At 72.5% G+C, this 25,499-nt stretch carries 26 protein-coding genes; 20 read left to right on the plus strand and 6 right to left on the minus strand.

Annotation, left to right across the window (positions count from 1 at the left end):
• Positions 1 to 1,757 (minus strand): glycoside hydrolase domain-containing protein (locus ACFV4P_RS16740; RefSeq protein ID WP_380471692.1); only part of this gene is annotated, 1,757 nt, incomplete at its 3' end.
• Positions 1,758 to 1,884: 127 nt separating this feature from the next.
• Positions 1,885 to 2,433, minus strand: a complete 549-nt coding sequence (locus ACFV4P_RS16745; protein ID WP_380471694.1) for a hypothetical protein — start codon at positions 2,431 to 2,433, stop codon at positions 1,885 to 1,887.
• Between the two features lie 193 nt (positions 2,434 to 2,626).
• Between ACFV4P_RS16745 and ACFV4P_RS16750 the strand changes: the two genes are divergently transcribed.
• The gene (locus ACFV4P_RS16750; RefSeq protein WP_380471696.1) at positions 2,627 to 5,539 is read left to right on the plus strand and encodes a BTAD domain-containing putative transcriptional regulator; all 2,913 of its coding nucleotides are present in this window, start codon (positions 2,627 to 2,629) and stop codon (positions 5,537 to 5,539) included.
• Positions 5,540 to 5,555: 16 nt separating this feature from the next.
• Here the strand turns inward: ACFV4P_RS16750 and ACFV4P_RS16755 are convergent, their stop codons facing one another.
• Both ACFV4P_RS16755 and ACFV4P_RS16760 read right to left on the minus strand, forming a co-directional pair.
• A complete protein-coding gene (locus ACFV4P_RS16755; protein ID WP_380471699.1) occupies positions 5,556 to 6,164 on the minus strand; it encodes a GNAT family N-acetyltransferase in 609 nt (202 codons plus the stop codon).
• Positions 6,154 to 8,256 carry a penicillin acylase family protein gene (locus tag ACFV4P_RS16760; RefSeq protein ID WP_380471701.1) on the minus strand — a complete coding sequence of 701 codons (2,103 nt, stop codon included), beginning with the start codon at positions 8,254 to 8,256 and terminating at the stop codon, positions 6,154 to 6,156. The genes ACFV4P_RS16755 and ACFV4P_RS16760 overlap by 11 nt, the downstream gene beginning before the upstream one ends.
• Positions 8,257 to 8,367: 111 nt before the next feature.
• Between ACFV4P_RS16760 and ACFV4P_RS16765 the strand changes: the two genes are divergently transcribed.
• From ACFV4P_RS16765 to ACFV4P_RS16785, 5 genes are all read left to right on the plus strand, one after another.
• A complete protein-coding gene (locus tag ACFV4P_RS16765; RefSeq protein WP_380471703.1) occupies positions 8,368 to 9,270 on the plus strand; it encodes a siderophore-interacting protein in 903 nt (300 codons plus the stop codon).
• Positions 9,271 to 9,433: 163 nt separating this feature from the next.
• Complete coding sequence (locus ACFV4P_RS16770) at positions 9,434 to 10,963, plus strand: pyridoxal phosphate-dependent decarboxylase family protein (RefSeq protein WP_380471704.1); 1,530 nt, start codon at positions 9,434 to 9,436, stop codon at positions 10,961 to 10,963.
• 41 nt (positions 10,964 to 11,004) lie between these two features.
• Positions 11,005 to 12,300, plus strand: a complete 1,296-nt coding sequence (locus ACFV4P_RS16775) for a lysine N(6)-hydroxylase/L-ornithine N(5)-oxygenase family protein (RefSeq protein WP_380471707.1) — start codon at positions 11,005 to 11,007, stop codon at positions 12,298 to 12,300.
• Between the two features lie 11 nt (positions 12,301 to 12,311).
• Positions 12,312 to 12,881, plus strand: coding sequence for a GNAT family N-acetyltransferase (locus ACFV4P_RS16780; protein WP_380472052.1), 570 nt, complete (start codon positions 12,312 to 12,314; stop codon positions 12,879 to 12,881).
• Positions 12,878 to 14,674, plus strand: coding sequence for an IucA/IucC family protein (locus ACFV4P_RS16785; RefSeq protein WP_380471709.1), 1,797 nt, complete (start codon positions 12,878 to 12,880; stop codon positions 14,672 to 14,674). The genes ACFV4P_RS16780 and ACFV4P_RS16785 overlap by 4 nt, the downstream gene beginning before the upstream one ends.
• A 246-nt stretch (positions 14,675 to 14,920) precedes the next feature.
• Here the strand turns inward: ACFV4P_RS16785 and ACFV4P_RS16790 are convergent, their stop codons facing one another.
• Both ACFV4P_RS16790 and ACFV4P_RS16795 read right to left on the minus strand, forming a co-directional pair.
• A complete protein-coding gene (locus ACFV4P_RS16790; protein ID WP_380471711.1) occupies positions 14,921 to 15,487 on the minus strand; it encodes a GNAT family N-acetyltransferase in 567 nt (188 codons plus the stop codon).
• Complete coding sequence (locus ACFV4P_RS16795; RefSeq protein WP_380471713.1) at positions 15,484 to 16,254, minus strand: GntR family transcriptional regulator; 771 nt, start codon at positions 16,252 to 16,254, stop codon at positions 15,484 to 15,486. The genes ACFV4P_RS16790 and ACFV4P_RS16795 overlap by 4 nt, the downstream gene beginning before the upstream one ends.
• A gap of 663 nt (positions 16,255 to 16,917) precedes the next feature.
• Between ACFV4P_RS16795 and ACFV4P_RS16800 the strand changes: the two genes are divergently transcribed.
• The 14 genes from ACFV4P_RS16800 (at position 16,918) to ACFV4P_RS16865 (ending at position 25,435) form a co-directional block, all read left to right on the plus strand.
• Positions 16,918 to 17,169, plus strand: coding sequence for a hypothetical protein (locus tag ACFV4P_RS16800; protein ID WP_380471717.1), 252 nt, complete (start codon positions 16,918 to 16,920; stop codon positions 17,167 to 17,169).
• Positions 17,170 to 17,266: 97 nt separating this feature from the next.
• Complete coding sequence (locus ACFV4P_RS16805; protein ID WP_380471719.1) at positions 17,267 to 18,259, plus strand: DUF2637 domain-containing protein; 993 nt, start codon at positions 17,267 to 17,269, stop codon at positions 18,257 to 18,259.
• A 55-nt stretch (positions 18,260 to 18,314) separates the two neighbouring features.
• A complete protein-coding gene (locus ACFV4P_RS16810; protein ID WP_380471721.1) occupies positions 18,315 to 19,043 on the plus strand; it encodes an NUDIX domain-containing protein in 729 nt (242 codons plus the stop codon).
• Positions 19,044 to 19,117: 74 nt separating this feature from the next.
• Positions 19,118 to 19,264, plus strand: coding sequence for a hypothetical protein (locus ACFV4P_RS16815; protein ID WP_380471723.1), 147 nt, complete (start codon positions 19,118 to 19,120; stop codon positions 19,262 to 19,264).
• Positions 19,265 to 19,400: 136 nt separating this feature from the next.
• Positions 19,401 to 19,880: a hypothetical protein gene (locus tag ACFV4P_RS16820; RefSeq protein WP_380471726.1), complete on the plus strand. Its 480-nt coding sequence runs from the start codon at positions 19,401 to 19,403 to the stop codon at positions 19,878 to 19,880.
• A 170-nt stretch (positions 19,881 to 20,050) separates the two neighbouring features.
• Entirely contained in the window at positions 20,051 to 22,201 is a 2,151-nt protein-coding gene (locus ACFV4P_RS16825; RefSeq protein WP_380472054.1) for a cell division protein FtsK, read from the plus strand.
• A gap of 140 nt (positions 22,202 to 22,341) precedes the next feature.
• Positions 22,342 to 22,596 carry a hypothetical protein gene (locus tag ACFV4P_RS16830; protein ID WP_380471729.1) on the plus strand — a complete coding sequence of 85 codons (255 nt, stop codon included), beginning with the start codon at positions 22,342 to 22,344 and terminating at the stop codon, positions 22,594 to 22,596.
• A gap of 55 nt (positions 22,597 to 22,651) precedes the next feature.
• Entirely contained in the window at positions 22,652 to 22,846 is a 195-nt protein-coding gene (locus ACFV4P_RS16835; RefSeq protein WP_380471731.1) for a hypothetical protein, read from the plus strand.
• Positions 22,843 to 23,070 carry a hypothetical protein gene (locus tag ACFV4P_RS16840; RefSeq protein WP_380471733.1) on the plus strand — a complete coding sequence of 76 codons (228 nt, stop codon included), beginning with the start codon at positions 22,843 to 22,845 and terminating at the stop codon, positions 23,068 to 23,070. The genes ACFV4P_RS16835 and ACFV4P_RS16840 overlap by 4 nt, the downstream gene beginning before the upstream one ends.
• Entirely contained in the window at positions 23,067 to 23,351 is a 285-nt protein-coding gene (locus ACFV4P_RS16845) for a hypothetical protein (protein WP_380471735.1), read from the plus strand. The genes ACFV4P_RS16840 and ACFV4P_RS16845 overlap by 4 nt, the downstream gene beginning before the upstream one ends.
• Positions 23,352 to 23,366: 15 nt before the next feature.
• A complete protein-coding gene (locus ACFV4P_RS16850) occupies positions 23,367 to 23,960 on the plus strand; it encodes a hypothetical protein (RefSeq protein WP_380471737.1) in 594 nt (197 codons plus the stop codon).
• Positions 23,957 to 24,799: a phosphoadenosine phosphosulfate reductase gene (locus ACFV4P_RS16855; RefSeq protein ID WP_380471740.1), complete on the plus strand. Its 843-nt coding sequence runs from the start codon at positions 23,957 to 23,959 to the stop codon at positions 24,797 to 24,799. The genes ACFV4P_RS16850 and ACFV4P_RS16855 overlap by 4 nt, the downstream gene beginning before the upstream one ends.
• Positions 24,796 to 25,149, plus strand: coding sequence for a hypothetical protein (locus ACFV4P_RS16860; protein ID WP_380471742.1), 354 nt, complete (start codon positions 24,796 to 24,798; stop codon positions 25,147 to 25,149). The genes ACFV4P_RS16855 and ACFV4P_RS16860 overlap by 4 nt, the downstream gene beginning before the upstream one ends.
• Before the next feature lie 16 nt (positions 25,150 to 25,165).
• Positions 25,166 to 25,435, plus strand: a complete 270-nt coding sequence (locus ACFV4P_RS16865) for a hypothetical protein (protein WP_380471744.1) — start codon at positions 25,166 to 25,168, stop codon at positions 25,433 to 25,435.
• Positions 25,436 to 25,499: the final 64 nt, after the last annotated feature.

Here is a 25,499-nt window from a genome sequence, read left to right on the forward strand (position 1 = left end):
ATCGCCACCTTGCTCGCCTGCATGGTCGGCGTGCCGACCCCGGCGAGCGGCGCGAAGCCGCTCCACGTCCCGTCGGTGAGCCGGGCCTCGTGGTACACGTTGCCGTCACTGCCGACCGCCACCACCTGCGCGGTACCGTCCGACATCGCCGTGATGGCCACCTCGCGGGCCAGCATGGTCGGCGTGCCGACCCCGGCCAGCGGCGCGAAGCCGCTCCAACTCCCGTTCGGGAGACGGATCTCGTGGTAGACGTTGCCGTCGCTGCCGATCGCCACCACCTGGGCGCTGCCGTCCGGCAGTCCGGCGATCGCCACCTTGCTCGCCTGCATGGTCGGCGTGCCGACCCCGGCGAGCGGCGCGAAGCCGCTCCACGTCCCGTCGGTGAGCCGGGCCTCGTGGTAGACGTTGCCGTCACTGCCGATTCCCACCACCTGCGCGGTGCCGTCCGGCATTCCGGTGATGGCGCTCTCGCGGGCCAGCATGGTCGGCGTGCCCACCCCGGCGAGCGCCCCGAACCCGGCCCAACTCCCGTTCCCGGCAACGATGCTGTGGTAGAGCGCACCGGCCGGAACGGTGGGCTCCTGGGCCACCTGGACGTCCAGGTAGTCGGCGTCGATCTCCAGCGAGTAGCCGTGGTAGCTCTCGGTGACGTTTCCCGAGTACTGGTGCACCCGCTGGTGGCCGGCCCAGTACGAGGCGGGAATCGCCGGGTCGTTGGTGTCGGCGGGACGGCCCCAGCGGGCGAAGTACACCACGTCGGGCATGGTGTAGCCGGAGATGTGGTTCGCCAGGTCGGCGATGCCGCTGTCCGAGCTGCTGTAGACGGCGGAGAGGTAGCCGCGGGCGTGCAGCCGCTCGGTCCAGGCCGACTCGAAGGCCAGCACCTTGCTGCTGTAGCCCGAGGAGTACGCCTCCATGTCGTAGTAGAGGACGCTGCCGGGGCCGAAGCCGAGGGCGACCGCGTTGTTGATCGCGTCGTCGGCGGCGGCCGCGCCCTGGCCGGCGGGGGAGGTGATGTCGGGGGCCTGCAGGCCCACGTACAGCGGCATGAAGTGCCAACCCGCGGCGGCCTGTTGGCTCACCCAGCCGGGGGTCAGGTTGGGCTGGGGGCAGCCCCGCTTGGACCCGCCGATGTAGATGCCGACGGCGCGGTACGGCGAGTCGGCCATCCAGCCCGCCATCAGGGAGCTGCTGGGGGCGGCGCAGGCGTCGAAGCCCTTGCCGGTGTAGTTGGTGCTGGTCGCCGGTACGGCCGCGGCCGTCAGCGCCTTGGCCCCGAGGGTGGCGGCCTTGGCCGGTGCCTTCGCGGGGATCGCGGCACCGGTCAGGATGCCGGTGACCAGGGACCGGTCGGTGTCGTAGCCGGCGGTGATCCGCACCGTCCCGTCGGCGGCGTCGATCTCGTGCCCGGTCTCGTCGACGGTGGTGCCGGCCGGTTCGCCGGCGGCGGGCTGGACCAGCAGGGCCTCGGTGCGGCCGATCAGGTGGGACGGGCAGTCCTGGTCCGCGCCGGGGGCGCCGAGGTAGAGGGCGTGCCGGTCGAAGCGGACGCAGGTGCGGGGGTCGGCGGACAGGTCGATCACCGGCCAGTCGGCGGGGATCGCGAACGTCCGGCCCAGGTAGTCGACGTTCTTGGTGGCGTTCTTGGCGGTGTCGGCGCCCTGCTCCGCCGCGAACGCGGGGACGGTTCCGAGGGCGGTGGCGGCCAGGGCCAGTGCGGTGGCCGCGGTGGCCAGGGCCCGGCGGTGCGGTTTCACGGCGGACAGCTCCTTCTCGATTTCGGCGTGCCGGTGCCGACCCGCCGACGGCGTCAACTGCCGTACGGGTGCCGGTCGGTGTGGGTTCTGGGTGACGCGGTGGAGAGGGGAGGGGAAGCGGCGGCGGTCAGTGCGCCGCGCGGACGGGCTGGAAGTCGCCGTGGCCCGCGAAGTACGGGTAGGGGATGGTGCGGTGCTGCACACCGGCCGCGGTGAACTCGTAGCCCAGGTAGGAGGTGTGCGCGTCGTCGGCCCAGCGGTCGAAGACCACCGCGTGGCCGAAGCCCGCCGGGTTCAGCAGCCCGTCGCCGGGGGCCAGGTCGTCGCGGCCGACGAGCGGCGTCACGGACCCGGTGGAGAGGAACTCGGACGGCTCCATCGACTCGGTCAGGCGCCAGGCCATCGCCGCGTAGCCGCCCGCGTCGGTCCGGTACCCGTCGAAGCTGCCCGTCGGGGAGCAGGCCGGGCCCGCTCCGACCCAGCCCTGCGCCCGGACCAGCGGGTCGGACGGCGTCGGGGCGAGGTTCCCGAACACTCCGACCCTCGGCATCACCCCGGACGGGTGGCAGCTGTCGTTGCTGTCGGCGTGGGCCGGCGTCGCGGCCATCAGGACCGTCGCCACCCCCGCGGTGAGCAGCGCGGCGACGGTACGACGAGCGGTGTTCGAGCGAGTCATGGCAGTCTCCCTGGGCTCTTCCGGTCGGCCGGCCGCCCCTCATGAGGCAAAGCCGCCATTTCTGACATTCCGTCAGCTGGCTTCACCTGCCGACATGAAAGAGCTTGGGTCACACACATAATCCGCCGATAACATCGACCTAACGCGTCCCGTGGGGCCGTTGGGGGGTCGCAACGGACGTGGGGGTAGAACCATGCGGTTCGGGTTGCTCGGCAGTCTCCAGGCACACGACGGCACCCGGGACTGCCCGGTGCGGGGCCCCAAGGCCCGGACCCTGCTGGCGGTGCTGCTGATCCACGCCAACCAGCCGGTCTCGCTGGACCGGCTGATCGACGCCCTGTGGGGCGAGGAGGCCCCCAGCACCGCCGAGGCCTCGCTGCGCAACCTGGTCGCCCGGCTGCGCAAGTCGCTCGGCGACGAGACCGGCAACCGGCTGCGCGCCGCCCCCTCCGGGTACCGACTCGTGGTCGCGGACCAGGAGTTGGACAGCCGTCAGTTCGAACTGGCGGTCCAACGGGCCCGCGCCGCGCACGAGGCCGCCGACTGGCCCCGGGTGCTCGCCGAGACCGCCGCCGCCCTCGACCTGTGGCGCGGCGACCCGCTCGCCGACCTGCCGGACAGCGCCGACGCCCAGGCCCGCCGCGACCAGTGGCACGAGAACCGGCTCCAGGCCCTGGAGTGGCGTTTCGACGCCGACCTGCACCAGGGCCGCCCGCACGGGCTGGTCGCCGAACTCACCCGCCTGGTCGGCGAACACCCGCTGCGCGAGGCCTTCCACGGACAGCTGATGCTCGCCCTGCACGGTGCCGGCCAGCGCGCCCAGGCCCTCACCGTCCACCAGCGGCTGCGCCGCGCCCTGATCGACGAACTCGGCATCGAACCCGGACCCGCCGTCCGCGCCCTGCACGCCCGGATCCTCGCCGACCAGCCCGAACCCGCACCCGCACCCCGGCCGGCCCGTCCAATCCCCGCCCAACTCCCCACCCCGCCCGCCCACTTCGTCGGCCGCCCGGACGAACTCGACGCCCTCCGGCAGGCCCTGCTGGCCGGCACCGACCGCCCCGGCCTGGCCGTGCTCAGCGGGATGGCCGGAGTCGGCAAGTCCGCGCTCGCCGTCCACTGCGCCGACACACTGCGCGGGCGCTTCCCCGACGGCCAGCTCTTCCTCAACCTGCGCGGCGCCACCGCCGGCCTCACCCCGCTCGGACCTCACCAGGCCCTCACCGCGCTGCTCCGCGGCCTCGGCACCAACCCCGCCGACGTCCCCGACGAGGTCGACGGCGCCGCCGCCCTGCTGCGCTCCACCCTGAGCGGCACCCGGACCCTGCTGCTGCTGGACGACGCCGCCGACCTCGCCCAGGTCCGCCCGCTGCTGCCGTCCGGCCCCGGCTGCGGCGTCCTGGTCACCAGCCGGACGCCGATGCTCGCCCTCGACGGCGCGGTCCACCTCCGCCTCGGCACGCTCACCACCAACGAGAGCATCGCGCTGGTCGAACTCGCCGCCGGCCGGGCCGGCCGCGGACTCCAACTCGCCGGCATCGAACACGCCCATCTGGCCCGCCTGGTCGAACTCTGCGGCCGGCTCCCGCTCGCCCTGCGGATCGTCGCCGCCCGGCTGGCCGCCCGCACCGCACCGTCCGTCCGCAACCTGGTCGGCCGCCTGGAGGACGACGAGGACCGGCTCGACGAACTCGAACTCGACGATCTGAGCGTCCGCCAATCACTCTCCCTGGCCCACGAGGCGCTGCGCGGCTCCGACCGCCGACTGGACCGCCGGGCCGCCGACGCGCTGATCGCCGTCGGCGCGCTCGACCTGCCCGAGTACTCCCCCGGGTTGCTCTCCGGCGTGCTGCGGATCAGCGACTCGCAGGCCGGCGCCGCCCTCGACCGGCTGGCCGACGTCGCCCTGGTCGACGAACTCGGCGGGGGCCGGTTCGCCCCGCACGACCTGGTCCGGGACTTCGCCCGCGAACTCACCGAGGACCCGGACGCCCGCACCCGTGCCGTCGCCGACGCGCTGCACTGGTACCTCGACGCCGCCGCCGGCACCGCCCGCGTCCTCGATCCGGCGCTGCACCGCGAGCGCGGACTGCCCGCCGGCAGCGACGCCGCCGACCGGGACCAGGAGAGCGCGTTCGCCTTCGGCGACGGCGAGTACACCAACCTCACCGTGCTGGTCGAGCGGTTGGCCGACCAGCACTGGGCCGCCCCCGCCCTGCTCGACCTGGTCCAGGCCCTGCTCCCCTACCTGCGGGCCCGCGGCCGCACCCCGGAACTGGTGCACCTGAACGAGATCGCGCTCCGGGTCGCCCGCCGCGAGGACCGCACCGCGGCCGAGGGCCTTGCCCTGGTCGACCTGGCCAGCGCCCACTTCGACACCGGCCGCTTCGCCGACGCCCTCGACCTGGTCGACCGGTCCATCCCGCTCTGGCAGCGCACCGGAAACCAGCACCGCCTCCAGATCTCCCTGAACAACCGCGGCATGCTGCTGCAGCTCCTCGACCGACCCCGGGAGGCCGTTCTCACCCTGCACCAGGCCCTCGACCTCGCCGTCGAGCAGAACGACGCGCTCAACGAGGCCCGGGCGCTGTCCGCCCTGGGCAACCTGCTCGAACCCGAGGACCCCGAGCTGGCCATCCCGCTGCACACCCGCAGCATCGGCGCCGCCCTGCGCCTCCCGGACCCGGTGCCGATGCAGATGGCCGGCCGCTGCAACATCGGCAACGCCCACCTGCGGCTCAACCAGCCCGCCGAGGCGCTGGGCCACTTCCGCGCCGCGCTCGACCTCGCCGAGAACGCCCCGTGGAACACCAAGCGCGAGTGCCGCCTCCGCGAGATCGAATCCCTCCGCCGCCTGCGCCGCCTCGACGAGGCCGCCGTCCTCGGTCGCCGGCTGCTCGACCACACCGCCGAGCTCGACGACGGCTACGGCACCGGCCTCGCCGAGCACGCCTACGGCCGCGTCCTGCACGACCAGGGCCGCACCGACCGGGCCGTGGGCCACTGGCGCGACGCCCTCGCCCGCCTCGCCGCCGCCGACACCCCGGTCGTCGCCGAGCTGCACGCCCTGCTCGCCACGGCCGAATCCGCCACCGGCGCCGCCTGACCGGCTCCCACCGACGTCAGGCGGCCGGACCGGCGAGGAAGCGCTCCCGCGTCAGATGCACCAACTGCGCATGCTTCTCGGCGAGTTCGAGCACGGGGCCGATCTCGAATCCGCTGGCCCGCAGGCGGGCGACGGACCGCTCGTTGCGGACGTCCGGCTCGGCGACGGCCCGGCGGACGTACGGGTCGGCGAAGACGAAGCCGAGCAGGGTGTTCACCAGGGCCTGGGTGTGGCCGTGGCGGAGCGGGCCCGCGGCGGGGGCGACGAGCAGGTGGAGGCCCAGGTCGCCGTCCTGGACGGGGTAGTGCTCGCCGAGCGGGTCGTGTTCGGGCAGGTAGGTCTGGAGGAGCGCGGCGGGCTCGCCGTCGCGCAGCACCAGGTAGGCGTGGTGGGTGTCCAGGGAGTCGACGAACTCGTAGGTCTCCCGGACCTGTTCGCGGCTCCGGCCGACCATGCCCCAGAACCGGGCCCGCTCGTCGTCGACCCAGCGGTGCACCACCTCGGCGTCGCCCGCCGGGTCGAGCGGACGGATCGTCACGGCGCCGAAGCCGGGGACGGTCTGCTCGTGGCGGGCGCCGTCCGGTGCGCGGTGGTCGACGGCGGGGCGGGTGGGGTCAGTGGTCACTGTTCTCCTCGGTCAGTCGGTTCCAGTCGGTGACCACCGGGGTGAGCGCGCCGCTCAGCCAGAGCCGGTGCTGGTCCCGGTGGTGGGGGTGGCCGGGGTGGCCGTGGGCGCCGTGCGGCACGATCCAGGCGCTGCGCTGCCGGTCGGCGAGGTCCCAGACCAGGCGGGCCGCCGAGGCGCGGGCGCTGACGTCGGTGACGCCGGGGACGGAGGACGTGGCGAGCACGCAGTCGTGGTCGCCGGACAGGCCCGGGCCGGGCCCGGCCGGCCCGGCGGGCAGTGCGGGCAGTGCGGACCAGGCGAAGAGCCGGTGCCGCTCGCCCCAGGTGTCCTCGGTCGAGCCGGCGGCGGCCAGTTCCTCGACGGCGGCCCGGACCAGCGCGGCCGGGTCGATCCCGGGCAGCAGTTCGGTGGCGAGCAGGTGTTCCAGGGCGAAGCCGATCCGGGCGGTGGCCGACAGCCAGGGCGCGAAGACCGGCGGCAGGCCGTCGGGTTCGGCGAGGGCGGCCAGTTCGGGGGTGGCCGCGTAGCGGCGCACCACGGCGGAGCGCAGCTCGGCGTAGCGTGCGGCGGTGACCGAGTGGGCGTCCATCCGCCGGTCCCAGCCGAGGAGTTCGTCGCGCAGTTCGGCCGCGCGGGCGCCGAGGTCGGGGAGCTGCGCGAGCAGGTCGAGCAGCGGGCGGGCGGAGGGCAGCAGGGTGTCGGTGTGGACGGCGGCCATCCGGTCGGTGGTCCAGTCGTCGCCGTCGGCGAGCAGCTCGGCGATCCGCTCGGCCCGGTGCGGGGCGCAGAACTCGATGCCGAGCGGCCCGGCCAGGCCGCGTTCGTTGGCCATCACAGCGCAGCCGCGCACCTCGGCGCGGGGCAGCGGCCTCAGGCCGTGCCACTCGTGGCCGGGTTCCGGGGCGGGGACGGGTCGGACCAGGTTGCGCGGGTCGCGGGCCGGGACGGTGCCGGCCACCCGGTGCAGCAGGGCGCCGGCGGTGTCGGCGGCGAGGACGACGTTGACCGGTTCGGCCCAGTCGTCCAGGGCCCGGTCGAGGTCGGCGACGGTGCGGGCCCGCAGCAGGGCGGGCAGCGCTTCGAAGCCGAGCCGGCCGGTGACCCGGGGCGGGTGGCGGAGGCTGACGGCGTCCCCGGCGCCGTCGGGGCTTCCGGCGATCAGTGGGCCGCGCGCGGTCTCGACCACCTCGACGGTGACGGGGTCGGCCCCGGCGACCTCGACGGTCTCGGTGTGCGCCGCGGCGGGCTGCCAGCCGTCGGGGCCGAGTGCCTCGACGCCGTCCGGGGTGCGGCGCAGCCGTTCCCGGTAGAGGTCCTGGTAGTCCGCCATGGAGTTGGTGATGGCCCAGGCGACGCCGCCGGTGTGGCCGAAGTGCGCGATGCCGGGTACGCCGGGGACGGCCAGGCCGACCACGTCGTACTCGGGGCAGGCGAGGCGGATCTGCTGGTAGACGCCGGGTGTCTCGATGAAGCGGTGCGGGTCCCCGGCGATCAGGGCGGCGCCGGACGCGGTGCGTTCGGGGGCGACCAGCCAGCCGTTGCTGCCGGACGCGGGCAGGCCGTCGGTGGCGAACAGGTGCACGGCGTGGTCGCCGAGCACCCGGGCGACCCGCTCCCGCCAGAGCTTGCCGGGGAAGCCGGCGAACAGGATGTGGTGGGAGAGCCAGAGCGCGAGCGGCGTCCACTCCTGCCACTGGCCGGGGGCGAGCCCGGCGGTGTCGAACTCCGGTGCCAGGTGGGCGCTTTCGCGCAGGCCGCGGTTGACGCCGGCGACGTAGGCGCGCACCCAGGCGGCGGTGGGAGCGTCCAGGGCGGCGAAGCAGCGGCGGGCGGTGTCGGCGAGCCGGACCTGCCGGGCGAAGACGTCCCAGTCCAGGTGGTCGAGGCCGAGGAAGGCGGCCGAGGTGCCCTGGGAGCGGTGGCGTTCGACCTCCAGCTGCCAGCTGCGGTCGGTGGCGGCGTTGCGGCCCTGGGCGTGGGCCAGGGCGAGCGGGTCGGCGGCCCACAGGTGCGGGATGCCGTGGGCGTCGCGGTACAGCCGGGCGTCAACCGGCGTGCCGGGCAGGGGTGGTGGCTGGGGGTCGGACACGGGATCGGCTCCGGGCTCGGCACTGGACGGAATTTCGAATTAGGTTAGCCTACCCTTTGTTCGGCACCTCAGCCCTGCGAACCCCGCGCGCACCCGTCGAGAGAGAACACCGTGACCGTCGCCAGCACCCCCCGCACCGACACCGACGACCCGAGCCTGGTCTCCGGGCAGTTCCGCTTCTTCGACGCCGAGGTGCTGCGCACCCGCCGGCTCGGCCCGACGCTGACCCGGATCACCTTCAGCGGCCCGCAGTTGGCCGGTTTCGCCTCCGGCGGGCGGGACCAGAGCTTCTCGCTCCTCCTCCCCCGCCCCGGCCAGGCCGCCCCGCTGCTGCCGGACCGCACCGGCGAGGGCTGGTACGGCGCGTGGCGGGCGCTGCCCGAGGACGAGCGGCCGGTGGTGCGCTCCTACACGATCCGCGCCCAGCGCCGGGACCCGGACGAGCTGGACGTGGACTTCGCCCTGCACGGCACCGGCCCCGACGCCGCGCCGGGTGCGGCCGGGCCCGCGTCCCGGTGGGCGGCCGACGCCGCACCGGGCGACCGGGTGACGCTGCTCGGCCCGGTCGTCGAGGACAACCGCAGTGTCGACTTCCGGCCGCCCGCCGACACCGACTGGGTGCTGCTGGCCGCCGACGAGACGGCGCTGCCCGCGCTCGGCGGCATCCTGGAGCACCTCCCGGCCGGCACCGCGGTCCGGGCCTGGATCGAGGTGCCGGACCCGGAGGACATCCAGGACCTGCCGCACGGGCCGGAGTCCGAGATCACCTGGCTGGTCCGCGAACCCGGCGCCGACGGGAGCCCGCTGGCCGAGGCGGTCCGCGCGGCCGCGTTCCCCGCCGGCACGCCGTACGCGTGGCTGGCGGGCGAGTCGTCCGCCGTGCGCGCGCTGCGCCGGCACCTGATCCGGGAGATCGGCGTGGACCGCGCCCGGGTGGAGTTCTCCGGCTACTGGCGTCGCGGTGCCTCCGAGGAGCAGCTCCGCGCGGAAAGGCTGGCAGCCGCCGCCTCCTGACCTGGCGTCACACCTTCCGCAAGGCCCGCTCCCGCACCCGGGGGCGGGCCTTCGCGTCGTCAGAAAATTAGGATAGGCTTACCTAAGTCGGGCGGAAATGACCATGCCTGCCCGCCCCCGTCTTCCAGCCCTCCGTGCCCCGTGACCGTTGAGGACCGAATTGATGAGCTTTCAGGGACCTGCCGTCCAGAACCGTTCGGCCGGCAGCGCGGTCCGCGCACGGCAGCACCTCTTCAACGACCGCACGCTCGACGCCTACCGCGACGCGCTGGCCGCCGGGGTGGACCGGGTCGGCGACCGGATCGCCCGCGCCGACCGGCCGTTCAGCGGGATCTCCCCGCAGCAACTGGCCCCGGAGATCGTGGACATCGACCTGGACCGCCCGCTGGAGGACCCGGCCGCGGCCCTGGACGAGCTGGAGGACGTCTACCTGCGCGACGCGGTCTACTTCCACCACCCGCGCTACCTCGCCCACCTCAACTGCCCCGTGGTGATACCGGCGTTGCTCGGCGAGGCCGTCCTCACCGCCGTCAACTCCTCGCTGGACACCTGGGACCAGAGCGCCGGCGCCACCCTGATCGAGCGCCGCCTGATCGACTGGACGGCCGGCCGGATCGGCTTCGGCGTGGACGCGGACGGCGTCTTCACCAGCGGCGGCAGCCAGTCCAACCTCCAGGCCCTGCTGCTGGCCCGCGAGGAGGCGCTCACCACCGCCGCCGCCACCGCCACCGCCACCGCCGAGGAGCGGACCGCCCTGCTGCCCCGGCTGCGCATCCTGGCCTCCCGGGCCGGGCACTTCAGCGTGCAGAAGTCCGCCAAGCTGCTCGGCCTGGCCCCGGACGCGGTCGTCACCGTCCCCACCGGCGCCGACCGCCGGATGGACACCGCGGCACTCGCCCGCGAACTGGAGCGCTGCCGCGCCGAGAACCTGCCGGTGCTGGCCGTGGTCGCCACCGCCGGCACCACCGACTTCGGCACCATCGACCCGCTGCCGGCCGTCGCCGACCTGTGCGAGCAGCACGGCGTCTGGCTGCACGTGGACGCCGCGTACGGCTGCGGCCTGCTGGTCTCCCCGACCCGCCGGCACCTGTTGGACGGCATCGAGCGGGCCCGCTCGGTCACCGTCGACTACCACAAGTCCTTCTTCCAGCCGGTCAGTTCGAGCGCCCTGGTGGTCAGCGACAGCGCCGTGCTGCGGCACGCCACCCACCACGCCGACTACCTCAACCCGGCCCGGGCGGTCGAGCAGCGCATCCCCAACCAGGTGGACAAGTCGCTCCAGACCACCCGTCGCTTCGACGCCCTCAAGCTCTGGCTGACCCTGCGCATCATGGGCGCGGACGCCGTCGGCAGCCTCTTCGACGAGGTCGTCGACCGGGCCGCCGCCGCCCACGACCTGCTGAGCACCGACCCGCGCTTCGAGGTGGTGACCAGGTCGCAGCTGTCCACCGTCGTCTTCCGCTACCGCCCGGACGGCGCACCGGACGGCGAGCACCTCGACCGCGCCAACCTGCACGCCCGGGAGGCGCTGGCCGCCTCCGGCGAGGCCGTGGTCGCGGGCACCAGGGTCGACGGCCGGCACTACCTCAAGTTCACCCTGCTCAACCCCGAGACGACGCTCGACGACATCGCGCACGTGCTCGACCTGCTCGCGGGCCACGCCGCCGGCCACCTGGCCGCGTCCGCCGCCTGAGCCCGCCCGTCCTCCCACCACCGCCTGCCCCGGAGACGCCTGTGTCCACCCATGACTTCATCGCGATCGGGCTCGGCCCCTACAACCTGGGCCTCGCCTGCCTGACCGCGCCGATCCAGGACCTCGACGGCCTGTTCCTGGAGGAGAAGGACCAGTTCGACTGGCACCCCGGGATGCTGCTCGACTTCTCCACCCTGCAGACCCCGTTCATGGCCGACCTGGTGACCCTGGCCGACCCGACCTCGCCGTTCTCCTTCCTCAACTACCTGAAGGAGAAGGGCCGGCTCTACCCCTTCTACATCCGCGAGATGTTCTACCCGGTGCGCGCCGAGTACAACGAGTACTGCCGCTGGGCCGCCGGCAAGCTCGACTCGGTGCGCTTCGGACAGCACGTCACCCTGGTCGAGTACGACGAGGCCGAGGGCCTCTACACCGTCACCGCCACCACCGCCGACGGCGCCACCGCCCGGTACCGCGCCCGCCACCTGGTGCTCGGCACCGGCACCCCGCCGCACCTGCCCGAGCCGTGCCGGGGCCTGGGCGGCGACCTGCTGCACAACTCCCGCTACCTGGACGGCAAGGCGGCCCTCCAGCGCAAGAAGAGCATCACCGTGGTCGGCAGCGGCCAGAGCGCCGCCGAGATCTACTACGACCTGCTGGCCGAGACCGAGGTGCACGGCTACAAGCTGAACTGGGTCACCCGCTCGCCGCGGTTCTTCCCGCTGGAGTACACCAAGCTGACGTTGGAGATGACCTCCCCCGAGTACGTGGACTACTTCCACGCGCTGCCGGAGGAGACCCGGTACCGGCTGGAGGCCGAGCAGAAGGGCCTGTTCAAGGGCATCGACGCCGACCTGATCAACAGCATCTACGACCTGCTGTACCAGAAGAGCGTCACCGGCCCCGTCCCCACCCGCCTGTTCACCAACACCGCGCTGGAGACCGCCTCCTGGGACGCCGGCACCGGCCGCTACACCCTCGGCCTGCACCACGCCGAACAGCAGCGCGGCTTCACCCTGGAGACCGAGGGCCTGGTGCTGGCCACCGGCTACCGGTACACCGTCCCCGCCTTCCTCGCCCCGGTGCTCGACCGGATCCGCCACGACCGACAGGGCCGCTTCGACGTGGCCCGCAACTACAGCATCGACACCACCGGCCGGGGGATCTTCCTCCAGAACGGCGGCACCCACACCCACAGCATCACCTCGCCCGACCTCGGCATGGGCCCGTACCGCAACTCGTGGATCCTCCGCGAGCTGACCGGCCGTGAGGTCTACCCGATCGAAAAGTCCATCGCCTTCCAGGAGTTCGGCGCTCCCGAGGGCCTCGTCGCGTGAGTGAGCACCCCATGACCGTCCTGTACTCCCGCACCGACGAGCGGCTAGGCGCGTTCGCCGTCCGCCCGCTCGACCTCGACACCGACGCGGCGCTGCTGCACGCCTGGGTCACCCACCCCAAGGCGACCTACTGGATGATGCAGGGCCTCTCCGAGGAGGAGGTCGCCGCCGAGTACCGCAGGATCGTCGAGCACCCCCACCACGACGCCTTCATCGGCCTGTGGCAGGGCCGCCCGGCCTTCCTGCTGGAGCGCTACGACCCGGCCCGCGCCGAACTGGTCGGCCTGTACCCGGCGCAGCCCGGCGACGTCGGCATGCACTTCCTCTGCCCGGCCGCCGAGCAGCCCGTGCACGGCTTCACGCTGGCCGTGATCACCACCGTGGTCGGCTTCCTGTTCGACGACCCGGCCGCCCGCCGGGCGGTGGTCGAACCTGACCTGCGCAACACCGCCGTCCACGCGCTCAACGCCGCCGTGGGCTTCGTCCCGGACGGCCCGATCACCAAGCCCGAGAAGGAAGCACTGCTCAGCTTCTGCACCCGCGAGCAGTTCCTCGCCGCCACCACCGGAGCCCGCGCATGACCGCCACCGACCGCCACCTCGCCGACCGTCACCTCGCCCATCTGCGGCCCGACACCTGGGCCGAGGCCAACCGGCGGCTGGTCCGCAAGGCGCTGGCCGAGTTCACCCACGAACGGCTGCTCACCCCCGAGGACCTCGGCGACGGCCGCTACCTGGTCCGGTCCGACGACGGTGCCGTCGAGTACCGCTTCACCGCCCGGCGGCTCCGGCTCGACCACTGGCAGATCCCCGCCGACTCGATCACCCGGCACCGCGACGGCGGCGAACTCCCGCTGGACGCCGTGGACTTCTTCATCGAGATGCGCACCACCCTCGGCCTCTCCGACCAGGTGCTGCCGGTCTACCTGGAGGAGATCACCTCCACCCTGGCCGGCACCGCCTACAAACTGGACCGTCCCGAACCGACCGCCGCCGAACTCGCCGGCGCCGACTTCCAGACCGTCGAGACCGGCATGACGGAGGGCCACCCGGGCTTCGTCGCCAACAACGGCCGGATCGGCTTCAACGGCGAGGAGTACCACCGCTACGCCCCCGAGGCCGCCCACCCGGTACGCCTGGTCTGGCTGGCCGCCCAACGCGCCCACTCGGTCTTCACCTGCGGCGCGGACACCGACTACGAACGCCACATCGCCCAGGAGCTGAGCCCCGCCGAACGGGACCGCTTCGCGGCCCGGCTCACCGCCCTCGGACTCGACCCGGCCGACTACCACCTGCTGCCCGTCCACCCCTGGCAGTGGGAGAACAAGCTCTCCGTCACCTTCGCCGGGGAACTGGCCGCCCGCCGCCTGGTACTGCTCGGCGAGGGCGACGACGAATACCTCGCCCAGCAGTCGATCCGCACCTTCTTCAACACCACCGACCCGACCCGGCACTACGTCAAGACCGCCATCTCGGTGCTCAACATGGGCTTCATGCGCGGCCTGTCCGCCGCGTACATGGAGGCCACCCCGGCGATCAACGACTGGCTCGCCGAACTGATCGAGCAGGACGACATCCTGCGCGGCACCGGCCTGACGATCATCCGCGAACACGCCGCCATCGGCTACCGGCACCGCCAGTTCGAGGCCGCCACCGACCGGTACTCCCCCTACCGCAAGATGCTCGCCGCCCTCTGGCGGGAGAGCCCCGTACCCTCCCTAGCCCCCGGCGAACGCCTCGCCACCATGGCCTCCCTGCTGCACACCGACCGCCACGGCGACTCCCTGGCCGCCGCCCTGGTCTCACGCTCCGGCCTGCCCCCCGAGCAGTGGCTGCGCCGCTATCTGGACGCCTACCTCACCCCGCTGCTGCACAGCTTCTACGCCCACGACCTGGCCTTCATGCCGCACGGCGAGAACGTCATCCTGGTCCTGGACGAGGCCGGCACCGTGCAGCGCGCGATCTTCAAGGACATCGCCGAGGAGATCGTGGTGATGAACCCCACCGCGGACCTCCCCGAACCGGTCCAACGGGTGCGCGCGGACGTCCCCGACCACATGAAGCTGCTGTCGATCTTCACCGACGTCTTCGACTGCTTCTTCCGCTACCTCGCCGCCACCCTCGACGAGGCCGGCACCCTCCCCGAGGACGCCTTCTGGCGCACCGTCGCCGGGACCGTCACCGACTACCGCGCCCAAGTCCCCGAACTCGCCCACAAGTTCGCCCGCTTCGACCCCTTCACCGAAACGTTCCCGCTCTCCTGTCTCAACCGCCTCCAACTCCGCAACAACCAACAAATGGTCGACCTCACCGACCCCTCCGCCGCCCTCCAACTCATCGGCCACCTCCCCAACCCCCTCACCCCCCACGCCTGACCCCCACCCCACCCGCCCCAAACACCAGAGGGCCCTCCCGTCACCCGACGGAAGGGCCCTCTGCCACAGCACTCCTGAAACGAGCCCCCTGTCGGGTTCGAACCGACGACCCCCGCTTTACAAGTTCAGCCACCAGTTCGATCAACCTGCCTCGGCCCCAGCGGGCAGAAGCCAGCCGATCCACCAGTGGCATCCACTACTCGCAGGTGTTCAAGCACGTTGATGTCAGCCGGTGATGTCACTGCGTCAGCGATTGCTGCTGGTGAACCCCATCGCGGTGGCGTCCTCAAAACCGTGCTCAGCAGCCACCGCAGGTCGCTGCGCGACCCACCCGGAGACGCGCGGTCCGCCGTTCACCGCCCCGCCTTCACGAACGGTGCGGACGTGCGTGAACCCGTGATCGACGTAGTACTGCTGAAGGCGCTCGTTCGTCGTCCAGGCATCCAACCGCAGCCACTTCGCACCCTCGCCGGCCGCGCGGGCACCCGCCCAGTTCAGCAACCGCCCGCCGAGGTCGCGGCCCGCATAGGCTCGCGAGACAGTCAACTTGTTGACGTAGCGCGCGGGATCGCTGAGTTCGCCTGATGTCCAGAGACCATCCTCAGCGTCGGGTGTGAGCGTGATGGTGCCCACGATCTCCGGGCCGTCCCAGAGCATGAAAACGGTGCCGGCCTCGATCGTGGCCAGCAGTTTGTCTGCCGGGTAGGGACGACTCCACTGGTCGCTGCCCAGCGCACTCAACCAGCCGGCCGCCTCCTTCCGGAAAGCGAGGAGCTGCCCAAGGTCCGCTGCTGTCGCTGGCTTGACGATCACGCCTCGACCTCCCGGCCTACAAGGTTGCCGATCTCATAGTTCATGTGGTTGAGGTCGCCTCGGAACGTCGTGATGGTGCATCGAATCGGCTTCTCCAGCGAGTAGCCGGTCCGCACCCACACCAGCACCGGCACACCGGCCCCCATCTGAAGGAGCCGCGCTTCGTCCGGCGTGGGCATCCGGGTGGAGATGTCGTCGAAGTAGCCGACCTGCTCCACTTCGAGCCCGGCCAGATACCGAGTGGTCCCCTCTTCGATGTCGCCCGGTTCGGCCAGCCGCGGCGCCCTCTCGACCAACCACATCGGGTAGCTCGTGGCCTGGGTGGACCACGGCACGCCGTCAACGTAGCGGTGGCAGAACCGCAGGACTGTCGTCGCCCCCTCGGCTACTTGAAGCTGCTCCGCGACGACCGCAGATGCCGGCTGCATCTCTACACGGAACTCCTGGTGAGGCCGCCGGCCAGCGTGCGTCACATCGGTGTTGTAGGCGTCGCCGTTCTGAGGGAACGTGAGGTTCTCGAAGCGCGACGCGTTCAGGCTGAACACCTCGTGTGAACGGACCTCGTAGCCGAGCCCTTGGCTGGCCGAGATCAATCCCTGTGCCACGAGGACGTTCAGGCCCGCGCGCACCGTGTTCCTGGAGGCGTCGAACCGATCACACAGGTCGCGCTCGGAGGGCAGTCGCGCCCCGGGCGGGAACGTCTTTCCGGGGCCGATCTCGATCCGGAGCGCGTCTGCGACTCGGCGGTACAGCGGCTGGCTACTCATACCTCTCATAATGCCCCACTGGGTCAACTGGTTCCTACATGTTGAACCAATGGGCTTGACGATCGCTCTGCGTGAGTGCAGAGTCATGTTCAGCAGCTTGTACCTACCAGTTGAGCCAGAGGCTCAAGAGGGACAAGATACCGCCGATGGGCTATGCCCAAAAGCGTTGCTACCTGCACAAATACGCCCCTTTCGAGAGGGCGTGAGCTGAGGCGGAGGACGCTGCAATCTCCGCAAAGGCCAGGGGATAGGGGCTTCGGCCCTGACTGGCGAGGTGGCCCGGCGACCGCGAGCAACGGCCGGAGAGTGGGGACGAGATCCCCCTTGCAGTGCTGTTCCCCGTGTCCGCCCGTACAGAGAGGAGGTGCCCATGGACCCGCATCGCCATCGGCCCTATGGGCCGCGCTTACACGAGCGGCCCCGGCGCAACTTGCCGACCAGGCCGCTTCACCAGTGATCACGGTGCTCGGCGCGCAACACCCGCCCCACGGTGGGCGGTTGGCGCGCGTCGGGTGCCGCGGCTGCTCGTGACGCACCGAGTGGTCCAGGCCCGCAAAGCGGGCTGCCGCGCTCCGGCCAAGGAACGCGCGGCAGCCCTGCGGGCCTGTTCACCTGACAGAGAGGTAGAGACCCGTGAGGTCGATTGTTGCAGGGCAGGTTGCCGTGGACTCGGAGGAGTTCGCGGAGTTGGCGTTGGGTGTGGACTGCGAGCTGTTCGCCGGCGTGCCGGGCGAGAGCCCGTTGGAGTACGCGACGCGGATGGACGTGGCGCTGGCGGTGCTGGCGGAGCTGGACCGTGAGGACCTGGAGCTTGCGGCGTTCGCGCGGCGGCTGATGGACGCGGCGCCGGTGCCGCTGTTCGCCGCACGCAAGGCCGCCGCCCGTCGGCCGGTCGTCTCGGCGGTGGCGGCGTGAGTGCGTTGAAGCGTCGTGCTCACCGCCGCCTGCTCGTGCTCACGAAGCGCGTGTTCGTGCTCATCGCCCGCTCGTCGGGCGGGAAGCGGGGCGTTCGGTGAACGCTCTGGTGACGCCACAGCAGGTCCGGTCGGCGGAGAAGATCCTGAGCTTCGGAACGTGGACGATCACGTTCGGGGCGGTGCTGTACAGCATGCTCACGGTGACGCCGCTGATGTCCGCGCACTCGCCGGAGGGCTGGGGTTGGACGGCTCCGATCCTGCCGCTGGTCGTGGACGCGGCGGTGGTGATCGTGGTGCGGATGGACGGCCTCCTGGCCCGTCTCGGCGGTGACGGCGGCCGGTGGCCGGTGGTGCTGCGCTGGATGACCGGTGTGGCGACGGTGCTGCTCAACGTGGGCGAATCCGCCCTGAAGCGGGACGCCGTGGGGGTCGCGGTCCACGCGGTCGCGCCGCTGCTTTTGATCGTCACGGCGGAGACCTCGCTCGCCTACCGGCGGTCGATCGCCCGCGCCGTGGCCGCCCGAGAGGCCCATGAGCGGGCCGAGCGCGACGAGCGCCGGCGGCGCGCCGAGCAGGCGCAGGAGCGGGCCCGGGCCGACCAGAAGGAAGTCGCCGAAACCGCCGCGCGCCTCGCCCGTGAGGCCGACGAGCGTCGGCGTGAGCGCGAACGCGAGCAGCGTGAGCACGACCTGAAGGTGCTGCGCGAGACCAACGAAGCGCAGGAGCGCCGGGAGGCCGCCGAACGCGCCGAGCGGGCCCGGAAGGAAGCCGACGAGCGCACCGACAGGGAGCGCCGTGAGCGCCTCGCGAGCGATCGTGAGCGCGAACGCGAACAGCGTGAGCAACAGCGGCTCGCCGCCGTCAAGGCTCGGCGGGACGAGCTGCTGTCCGGCCCCGCCGCCGCCGAGAAGCTGCCGGAGGACCTGGCCGTCGAGATCGTCAGGGCCGCGCTCGGCGCGCCGGGCACGACGCAGCGGCGCGTGGTCGAGCTGACCGGCTGGTCCACCGGCTGGGTCGCCGCCCGCTTCCGGGAGTCGGGGGCCGGCCGGGACCTGGCCGTCGCCGACTCCGCGCCACTCGCCGCCTGAGCGCGGCGCAATCCCACTCAACTTCCCTACACCGAAACCTGTTTGGAGACTTCGCATGTCCGAGATCAAGAGCACCATCGTCCCCGCCGGCCTGCGCGACTGGGCCGTGAGCTGGCCGCAGTACACGCCGCTGGACGTCACCCCGGCCGAGCTGCTGCCCGCCGCCCTGGCCGTCGAGGTCCCCGGCTGGGCCGAGGGCGCGGCCACCCCGGAGGACGTGGCCGACTGGGCCGAACGCCGGGCCGCCGCCCTGGTCCCGTTCGAGCTGGACGAGCACGGCCGGCCGCTGAACCCCGCCGGCCGGACCGGTGCCTGTGGCCGGAACCTCGGCAAGTGGGGCGAGAACGCGGCGGCGGACCCGATCGTGGTCGCGGGCGCCGGGGCGGAGCGCAAGATCCTGCTGATCACCCGGGACGACATCGGCGTCCTGGCGATCCCCGGCGGCATGGTCGACCCCGGCGAGACCGTGACCCGCGCCCTGCTGCGCGAGCTGCGCGAGGAGACCACCGTCGACCTGCGGGGCCAGCACCCGGTGATCCTCGGCACGGGCGTCGTGGACGACTGGCGCAACTCGGACCACGCCTGGGTCGCCTCCACCGCCGCGCTCTACCAGCTGCCCGCCGCCGTCCACGCGGTCGGCCAGGACGACGCCCTCAACGCCGGGTGGTACCCGTTCGGCTCAATGGCCGCCCTGGACGCCGCCGTCACCGCCGCCGGACGCACCCTGTACGCCGCCCACCGCCCGCTGATCGCCCGGGCCCTGGCCCGCCTCGCCGGCAACTGACCCACACGGGCCCGCCCGACCGATCCGGCCGGGCCACCACCACCCCCGAACACCACGACCAAGAGGAGAGACCGATGGGCTGGACCGGTTACAAGCACCTGGACAACGACTTCGACCAGCAGCGGCAGGAGCAGGTCTACGAGGTCTTCGGGAACCACGTGCCGGAGCCCGAGGACTGGTCGGACCAGATCGCCAAGGCCGACTCCGAGCGCCGCGCCTGACCACCCGGGCGCCGACACGCTCGTCGCCCCGGTCCGACACCCGGACGGCATCCGCGCCGACGCCACGCCGCTCACCGCCCGAGCCGAGCACCTCCACCCCTCAACTTCCCTTCACCACAGCCTGTTTGGAGTCTCCGTGTCCGACGCCACGATCATCGCAGGTTCCCAGATCAAGGCGGCCGGCGCGCTGCTGTCCCTCCTCAGCGCCCACCCGGACCTGCCCGCCGGCATCGCCTGCCTGGAGAAGCTCCAGGCAGGCGACCGCACGCCGTTCGAATGGGGCATCGTGGTGCGCCACCACTACTCCCTGAGCGACTTCGAGCAGTGGCGCGCCGCGCTCCGCTTCGACTCCGACCGGGTCGCCCTCGACACCAGCGACGCCACCACCAACTGGCTTCAGGTCAAGGGCAGTTGGCGCGGCGTGCCGGTCGAGATGACCGGCTTCTTCACCTTCGCCGAACCCACGGCCGCACAGGTTCTGACGTGCCACTTCTGCGGCACCGCCAAGCCCGACGTCGAGGTCGCCGCCGACCCGTTCGCGAAGGAAATCAACGACGAGGAATGGCTGATCCCGCTGTGCAAGGACTGCTACGGCGACCGCTGCGACGAGATCTGACCACCCGCCATCACCCCCGGGGCAGCCGTCCCGCCGGCAAGCTGACCGGCCGCCCCGGGGCTCCTTTCCGCACCACATCGCAGTGAGAAGGGAAGACCCCAGTGAACCAGAACAACCAGCCCGAATCCGGCGGCAGCGACGACGAACTGTTCCTGCTGCTGGCGGCGTCGATGCGCGCCGAGGCCGAGGCCCGGGGCGAGGTCCTCGACCTGGACAAGGCCCGCACGGAGCGCCGCCCCGCCACCGCCCTCGCCGACGGCGACGGCGAGGACGGCGTGGACGGGCAGTCCGTCTACGTCGACCAGCCCCTGACGGTGCCGCTGCCGACCCCGGAGGGTGCGCGGCGCCCGATCCTCCCGGCATGGGCGCTGTCGAAGTCGGAGCTGGCCGCGCAGACCAGGTGGGCGGCCGGCCATGTCGGTCACTCGCTGGCCTACCACGCGGTCCGCTCCCCGCTCTACGCCGCGAAGCTCGCCGCCCGCTCGCCGCGCGGCGCGGTGCGCTCGCTGTCGTTCCTGGGCCGGTGGACCTCCGACGCGGAGGGCCAGCCGCTCCGGTCGGCCGCCGCCCGCCGCGAGGACGCCGAGCTGTACCTGAAGCTGTGCCGGCAGCGCGACAACCGGGTGCGGCTGCGCGGCGTCATCTCCCTGCTGGCCTCGGTGTTCGGCCTCGCGGCCGTGATCGTGCTGCTGGTGATGACGTCCACCGGGACGCTGCTGGCCCTCGCCGCGGCCGTGGTCCTGGCGCTTGGTGCGGCGGGCGCGCCGGCGGACGAGCCGCTCATCGCCCGGGCCGTGGTCAAGGCCAAGGCACCCAAGCTCACCTCCGACATGGTCGTGGCCGCGCTGGAGTCCCTCGGCATCGGCGCGATCACCTCCGCCAGGTCGAAGAACAGCGGGATCACCTTCCCCGCGCCGATCACCCGCGACGGCCCCGGCTGGCGCGCGGACGTCGAACTCCCCGCCGGTGTGGAGGTCACCGACGTCATGGAGCGCCGGGGCCGCCTCGCCTCGGGCCTGCGCCGCCCGATCGGCACCGTCTGGCCCGAGCAGGCCAAGGGCGAGCACCCCGGCCGGATGGTCCTGTGGGTCGGAGACCAGGACATGGCCAAGGCCGAGCAGCCCGCCTGGCCGCTCGCCAAGACCGGCACCGTCGACCTGTTCAACCCCGTCGCCTTCGCCACCGACCAGCGCGGCAACTGGGTGAACGTGGTCCTGATGTTCGTCTCCGGGATCATCGGCGCCGTCCCCCGCATGGGCAAGACCTTCCTGCTCCGCCTGCTGCTGCTCATCTCCGCCCTCGACCCCCGCGCCGAGCTGCACACCTACGACCTGAAGGGCACCGGCGACCTCGACCCCGTCGGCGGCCAGGTCAGCCACCGCCACCGCGCCGGCGACGACGACGAGGACATCGAGTACGCCATCGCCGACATGCGCGAGGTCCGCGAGGAACTGCGCCGCCGCACCAAGGTGATCCGCTCCCTGCCCCGCGACGTCTGCCCGGAGTCCAAGGTCACCTCCCAGCTCGCGGACAACAAGTCGCTGCGGCTGCACCCGATCGTGATCGGCGTGGACGAGTGCCAGGTGTGGTTCGAACACCCCAAGTACGGCGGGGAGTTCGAGGAGATCTGCACCGACCTGGTCAAGCGCGGCCCCGCCACCGGCATCGTGCTGCTGCTGGCCACCCAGCGCCCCGACGCCAAGTCCCTGCCGACCGGCATCAGCGCGAACGCGATCCTGCGGCTGTGCCTGAAGGTGATGGGCCAGGTCGAGAACGACATGGTCCTCGGCACCAGCTCCTACAAGCGCGGCATCCGCGCCACGACGTTCTCCCGGGAGGACCGGGGCATCGCGTACTTCGTCGGCGGCGAGGGCGCGGACGCCCAGATCGTCCGCTCCGTGTTCGCCGACGCGCCCATGGCCGAAGCGATCGCCGCGCGCGGCCGCCGGGCCCGCGAACAGGCCGGGCTGCTGACCGGCTACGCCGCCGGCACCGCCGACGCCACCCCCGCCGCGACTGTCTCGTACGACCTGCTCGCCGACGTCCTCGCCGTCATGGGCCCCGACGAGCCGAAGCTCTGGTCGGAGACGATCGTAGCCCGCCTCGCCGAACTCCGCCCCGACGTCTACGGCCCCTGGGCCGAGCTGGAGGGCCGCGCCAAGGCCGACCAGCTCGCCTCCGCGCTCAAGCCCTACGGCATCACCACCGGCCAGGTCTGGGGCACCGCCCCCGAAGGCGGCAAGGGCGCGAACCGGCGCGGCATCGACCGCGCCGACCTCACCAAGGCGATTACGGAACGCGACAAGAAGCGCGCCGCCTGACCGCCGAAACCGTCGCTAGGCCTAGCAAGCACCCTCGCTAGACCTAGCGACCCCGCTAGCGACCCAAAACAGGCCTGATCAGGGACCTAGCGTCTAGCAAAGCCCCTGATGAGAGCCCCGAAACCGCTCCGGAGGCCACTGTGACCCCCCTCCTGCTCCCCGCGATAGCCACCGCCCTGCTCGTCACCCTCGGTTACAGCGCGCTGTGTGCGGCCAGCCCGTTCGGGAACTGCCGCAAGTGCGCCGGACTCGGCTTCGCCCTCAAGAGCGACCGCCACGGCAACCCCAAGCGCGGCAGGACCTGCCGCCGCTGCAAGGGCGCCGGAAAGCGGATCCGCATCGGCCGCCACCTCTACAACCTCGCCCACGCCACCTGGCGCTCCGGCACCCGCTGAACCCACCCCGCACGTCCCGCTCCGGCCCCCGGGCCGTCGAACGAAAGGCCGTGTCATGGCCCTGACCGTCTCGCTCGTCGTGCTGTTCGGCATCGTCCTCGGCCTCCTGCTGAAGGCCAAGTCCCTCGGCGTCGGCTCCGCCCTGGTCGCCGTCCTGTTCGGCTTCCTGCTCGCCTCCACCGGCGTCGCCGGGCCGATCAACAACCTCATCCACGCCCTGGTGGACGCCATCGCCAAGGTCCGCGCATGAGCCCCGCCGCCACCGCCCCGGCCGGCGTCATCCGGCCGCTGGCCGCCGCCCACCTGCGCGACGCCCTCACCGCCGCTGCCAACCGCGACCCCGCCTCCTCCCTCGCCGCGCTCATGAACATCGACCCCGACTCCTGGCAGGCCATCGAGCACCGCACCGCCCAGCTCGGCACCAGCGTCCTCGACCTGATCGCCCACGCCGCCCGCACCGGAGGAACCCGATGAACACCAGCGACCTGGTCACCGCCGCCGTCCTCTTCGGCCCCGGCACCCTCGCCCTCATCCCCCACCTCGCCTCCCAGCGCGCCTCCCGCGCCGACTCCGCCCGCGTCAACGCCGTCCTCGACCTCTCCGCCCACGACCGCGCCCACACCAAGCAGGAGACCGGCACCCCCGCCCCGCCCGACGGGGGCGAGCCCCTCCCGCAGCAGGCCCCCGTGGTCCACCTCGCCCCGGTCGAGCGCCTCGCGCCGGTCGTCGACCTCGCCGCCCGCCGCGCGGCCTGACCGGAAGGACAGCACATGCCCGACTTCACCCGCTCCACGCTGGCTTTCACCGACGACGTCGCCGACCGGCGCGACTCCTCCGACGCCCGCTCCCGCTTCGGCACCTACCTCGCCCGAAACACCGGCCTGCTCCACGACGACGGCGACCCGCTGTCCGCCCGCGAGTTCGCCTTCTCCGTCTGGCAGATCGCCACCGCCCCGATCATGTCTCCCGGCTACGTCCGCCACCGCCCCGACCTCCACGCCCTCACCCTCGTCACCCACGGCGAGGACATGGACCAGGTCGCACTCCGCATCGACGTCCCCCTGCGCCACCACCACCTCGCCGCCCGACCCGACCACCGCCTCGCCGACTGGCAGCGCGACGTGTGGGCCACCGCCGACGGCTTCACCGCCCTCACCCAGCCGAGCCACCCCACCCGGCCCGCCCTGCTGACCACCACCACCCTCCTGCTCCCCATCCCCGAGCACACCCTCGTCGCCCCGACCGCCACCCGCCCGGGCCGGGAGATGACCGACCAGGCCAAGAACGCCGTCAACGCGCTGGTGGTCTGGGCGAACACGCATGTCGCCTTCGTCAACGACCTCATCTCGGGCGGTGGCCGATGAGCGCCCCTGCGCAGGTCCAGGCGATCCGCTCGTTCTCCTTTGGTGGCGGTGTCCAGTCCATGGCGGCGCTGGTGCTGGCCGCGCAGGGCCGGATCGACTACCGCACGTTCCTGTTTGCGAACGTCGGCGACGACTCCGAACACCCCGACACCCTCCGCTACCTGGAGGAGTACGCCCGGCCGTTCGCCGCCGAGCACGGCATCGAGCTGACCACCCTCCACCGCGTGATGGTTCGCTCGAAGGAGACCCGCACCCTGTTCAGCGAGATCACCCGCGACGGGTCGAGGGCGCTGAAGATCCCGGTCAGGTTCAAGAACGGTGCCCCGGGCAAGCGGGCCTGCACCGCCGACTACAAGATCGCCGTGATCGGCCGGGAGTTGAAGCGCCGCGGGGCGACCCCCGACGCGCCGGCCACCGTCGGCATCGGGATCTCCCTGGACGAGATCGGCCGCGCCAATGACCGCAAGGCTGGCCCGTACGAGCGGATCGACTACCCGCTGCTGCGACTGGGCCTGCGCAGGACCGACTGCGCCAGGATCATCCGGGACGCCGGCCTGCCCGTCCCCCCGAAGTCGTCGTGCTGGTTCTGCCCGTTCAAGCGGGCCGAGACCTGGCACGAGATGCGCCGCTCCGAGCCGGAACTGTTCGAGCGGGCCTGCCAGCTGGAAGACCACCTCAACACCCGGCAGGCCGGCCTCGGCAAGAACGCGGTCTACCTGACCCAGTTCGGCAGGCCCCTGCGCGAGGCGATCCCCGATGGCGTCGACCCGCTTTTTGACCTCGCCAGCCTCACCGACCCGGGCGACGGCCTGTGCGACTCCGGATGGTGCATGACGTGAGCGGACCTCCGCCCCTCGCTCTCGCGGGCCTGTGGCTGGCCGTCATCACCACGGCAGGCAACCAGTGCCAGTGCACCGGCGCGTGCGGAAAGTCCCACGCCAAGGACAGCGGCAGGTGCGGCCGGGAACACGGCGGCTACCAGCAGCACCACGGCTGCGGCACCGTCCGCCTCCTCGCCGCCCCCGCCGAACCGGCCGACCTCCTCCTGCCCCCGCACCACGCCGCCGCCCTGCCCAAACAGGCCCTCGCCGCGTGGTGCCCCACCTGCCACGACGCCGCGCTCCGCCTCGCCCGCAAAGCCGCCCAGGCCGCCGCCCCGGCCGCACCGGACGCCCTCTTCGACATCTGACCCACAGGGAGAGCCCGTGCCCATCAAGCCCGTGACCTGCCACGTCGCCACCTGCGACGTCTGCGGCACCACCTACGGCTCCGACAGCGCCGACCAGTGCGCCGTCCACTCCACCACCCGCGAGTCCGCCATCGCCCTGCTCTACACCGACCCCGAGTGGCTGGTGACCGCCGACGGCCGCGTGATCTGCCTCCTCGCCGACCCGGACCACCAGGCCGCCCTCGTCGCGATGATGCCGCCCGCCCCGACGGCCGCGTGCGACGGCCAGACCGCCCTCGACATCTGACCACCCTCCACCGGCGGCCCGCACCCGACACCTATGACCGGTGCGGGCCGCCTCCGCTCCGCAC

This window comes from Kitasatospora sp. NPDC059795, from assembly GCF_042732175.1.
In the GTDB taxonomy this organism is placed as follows: Bacteria; Actinomycetota; Actinomycetes; order Streptomycetales; family Streptomycetaceae; genus Kitasatospora.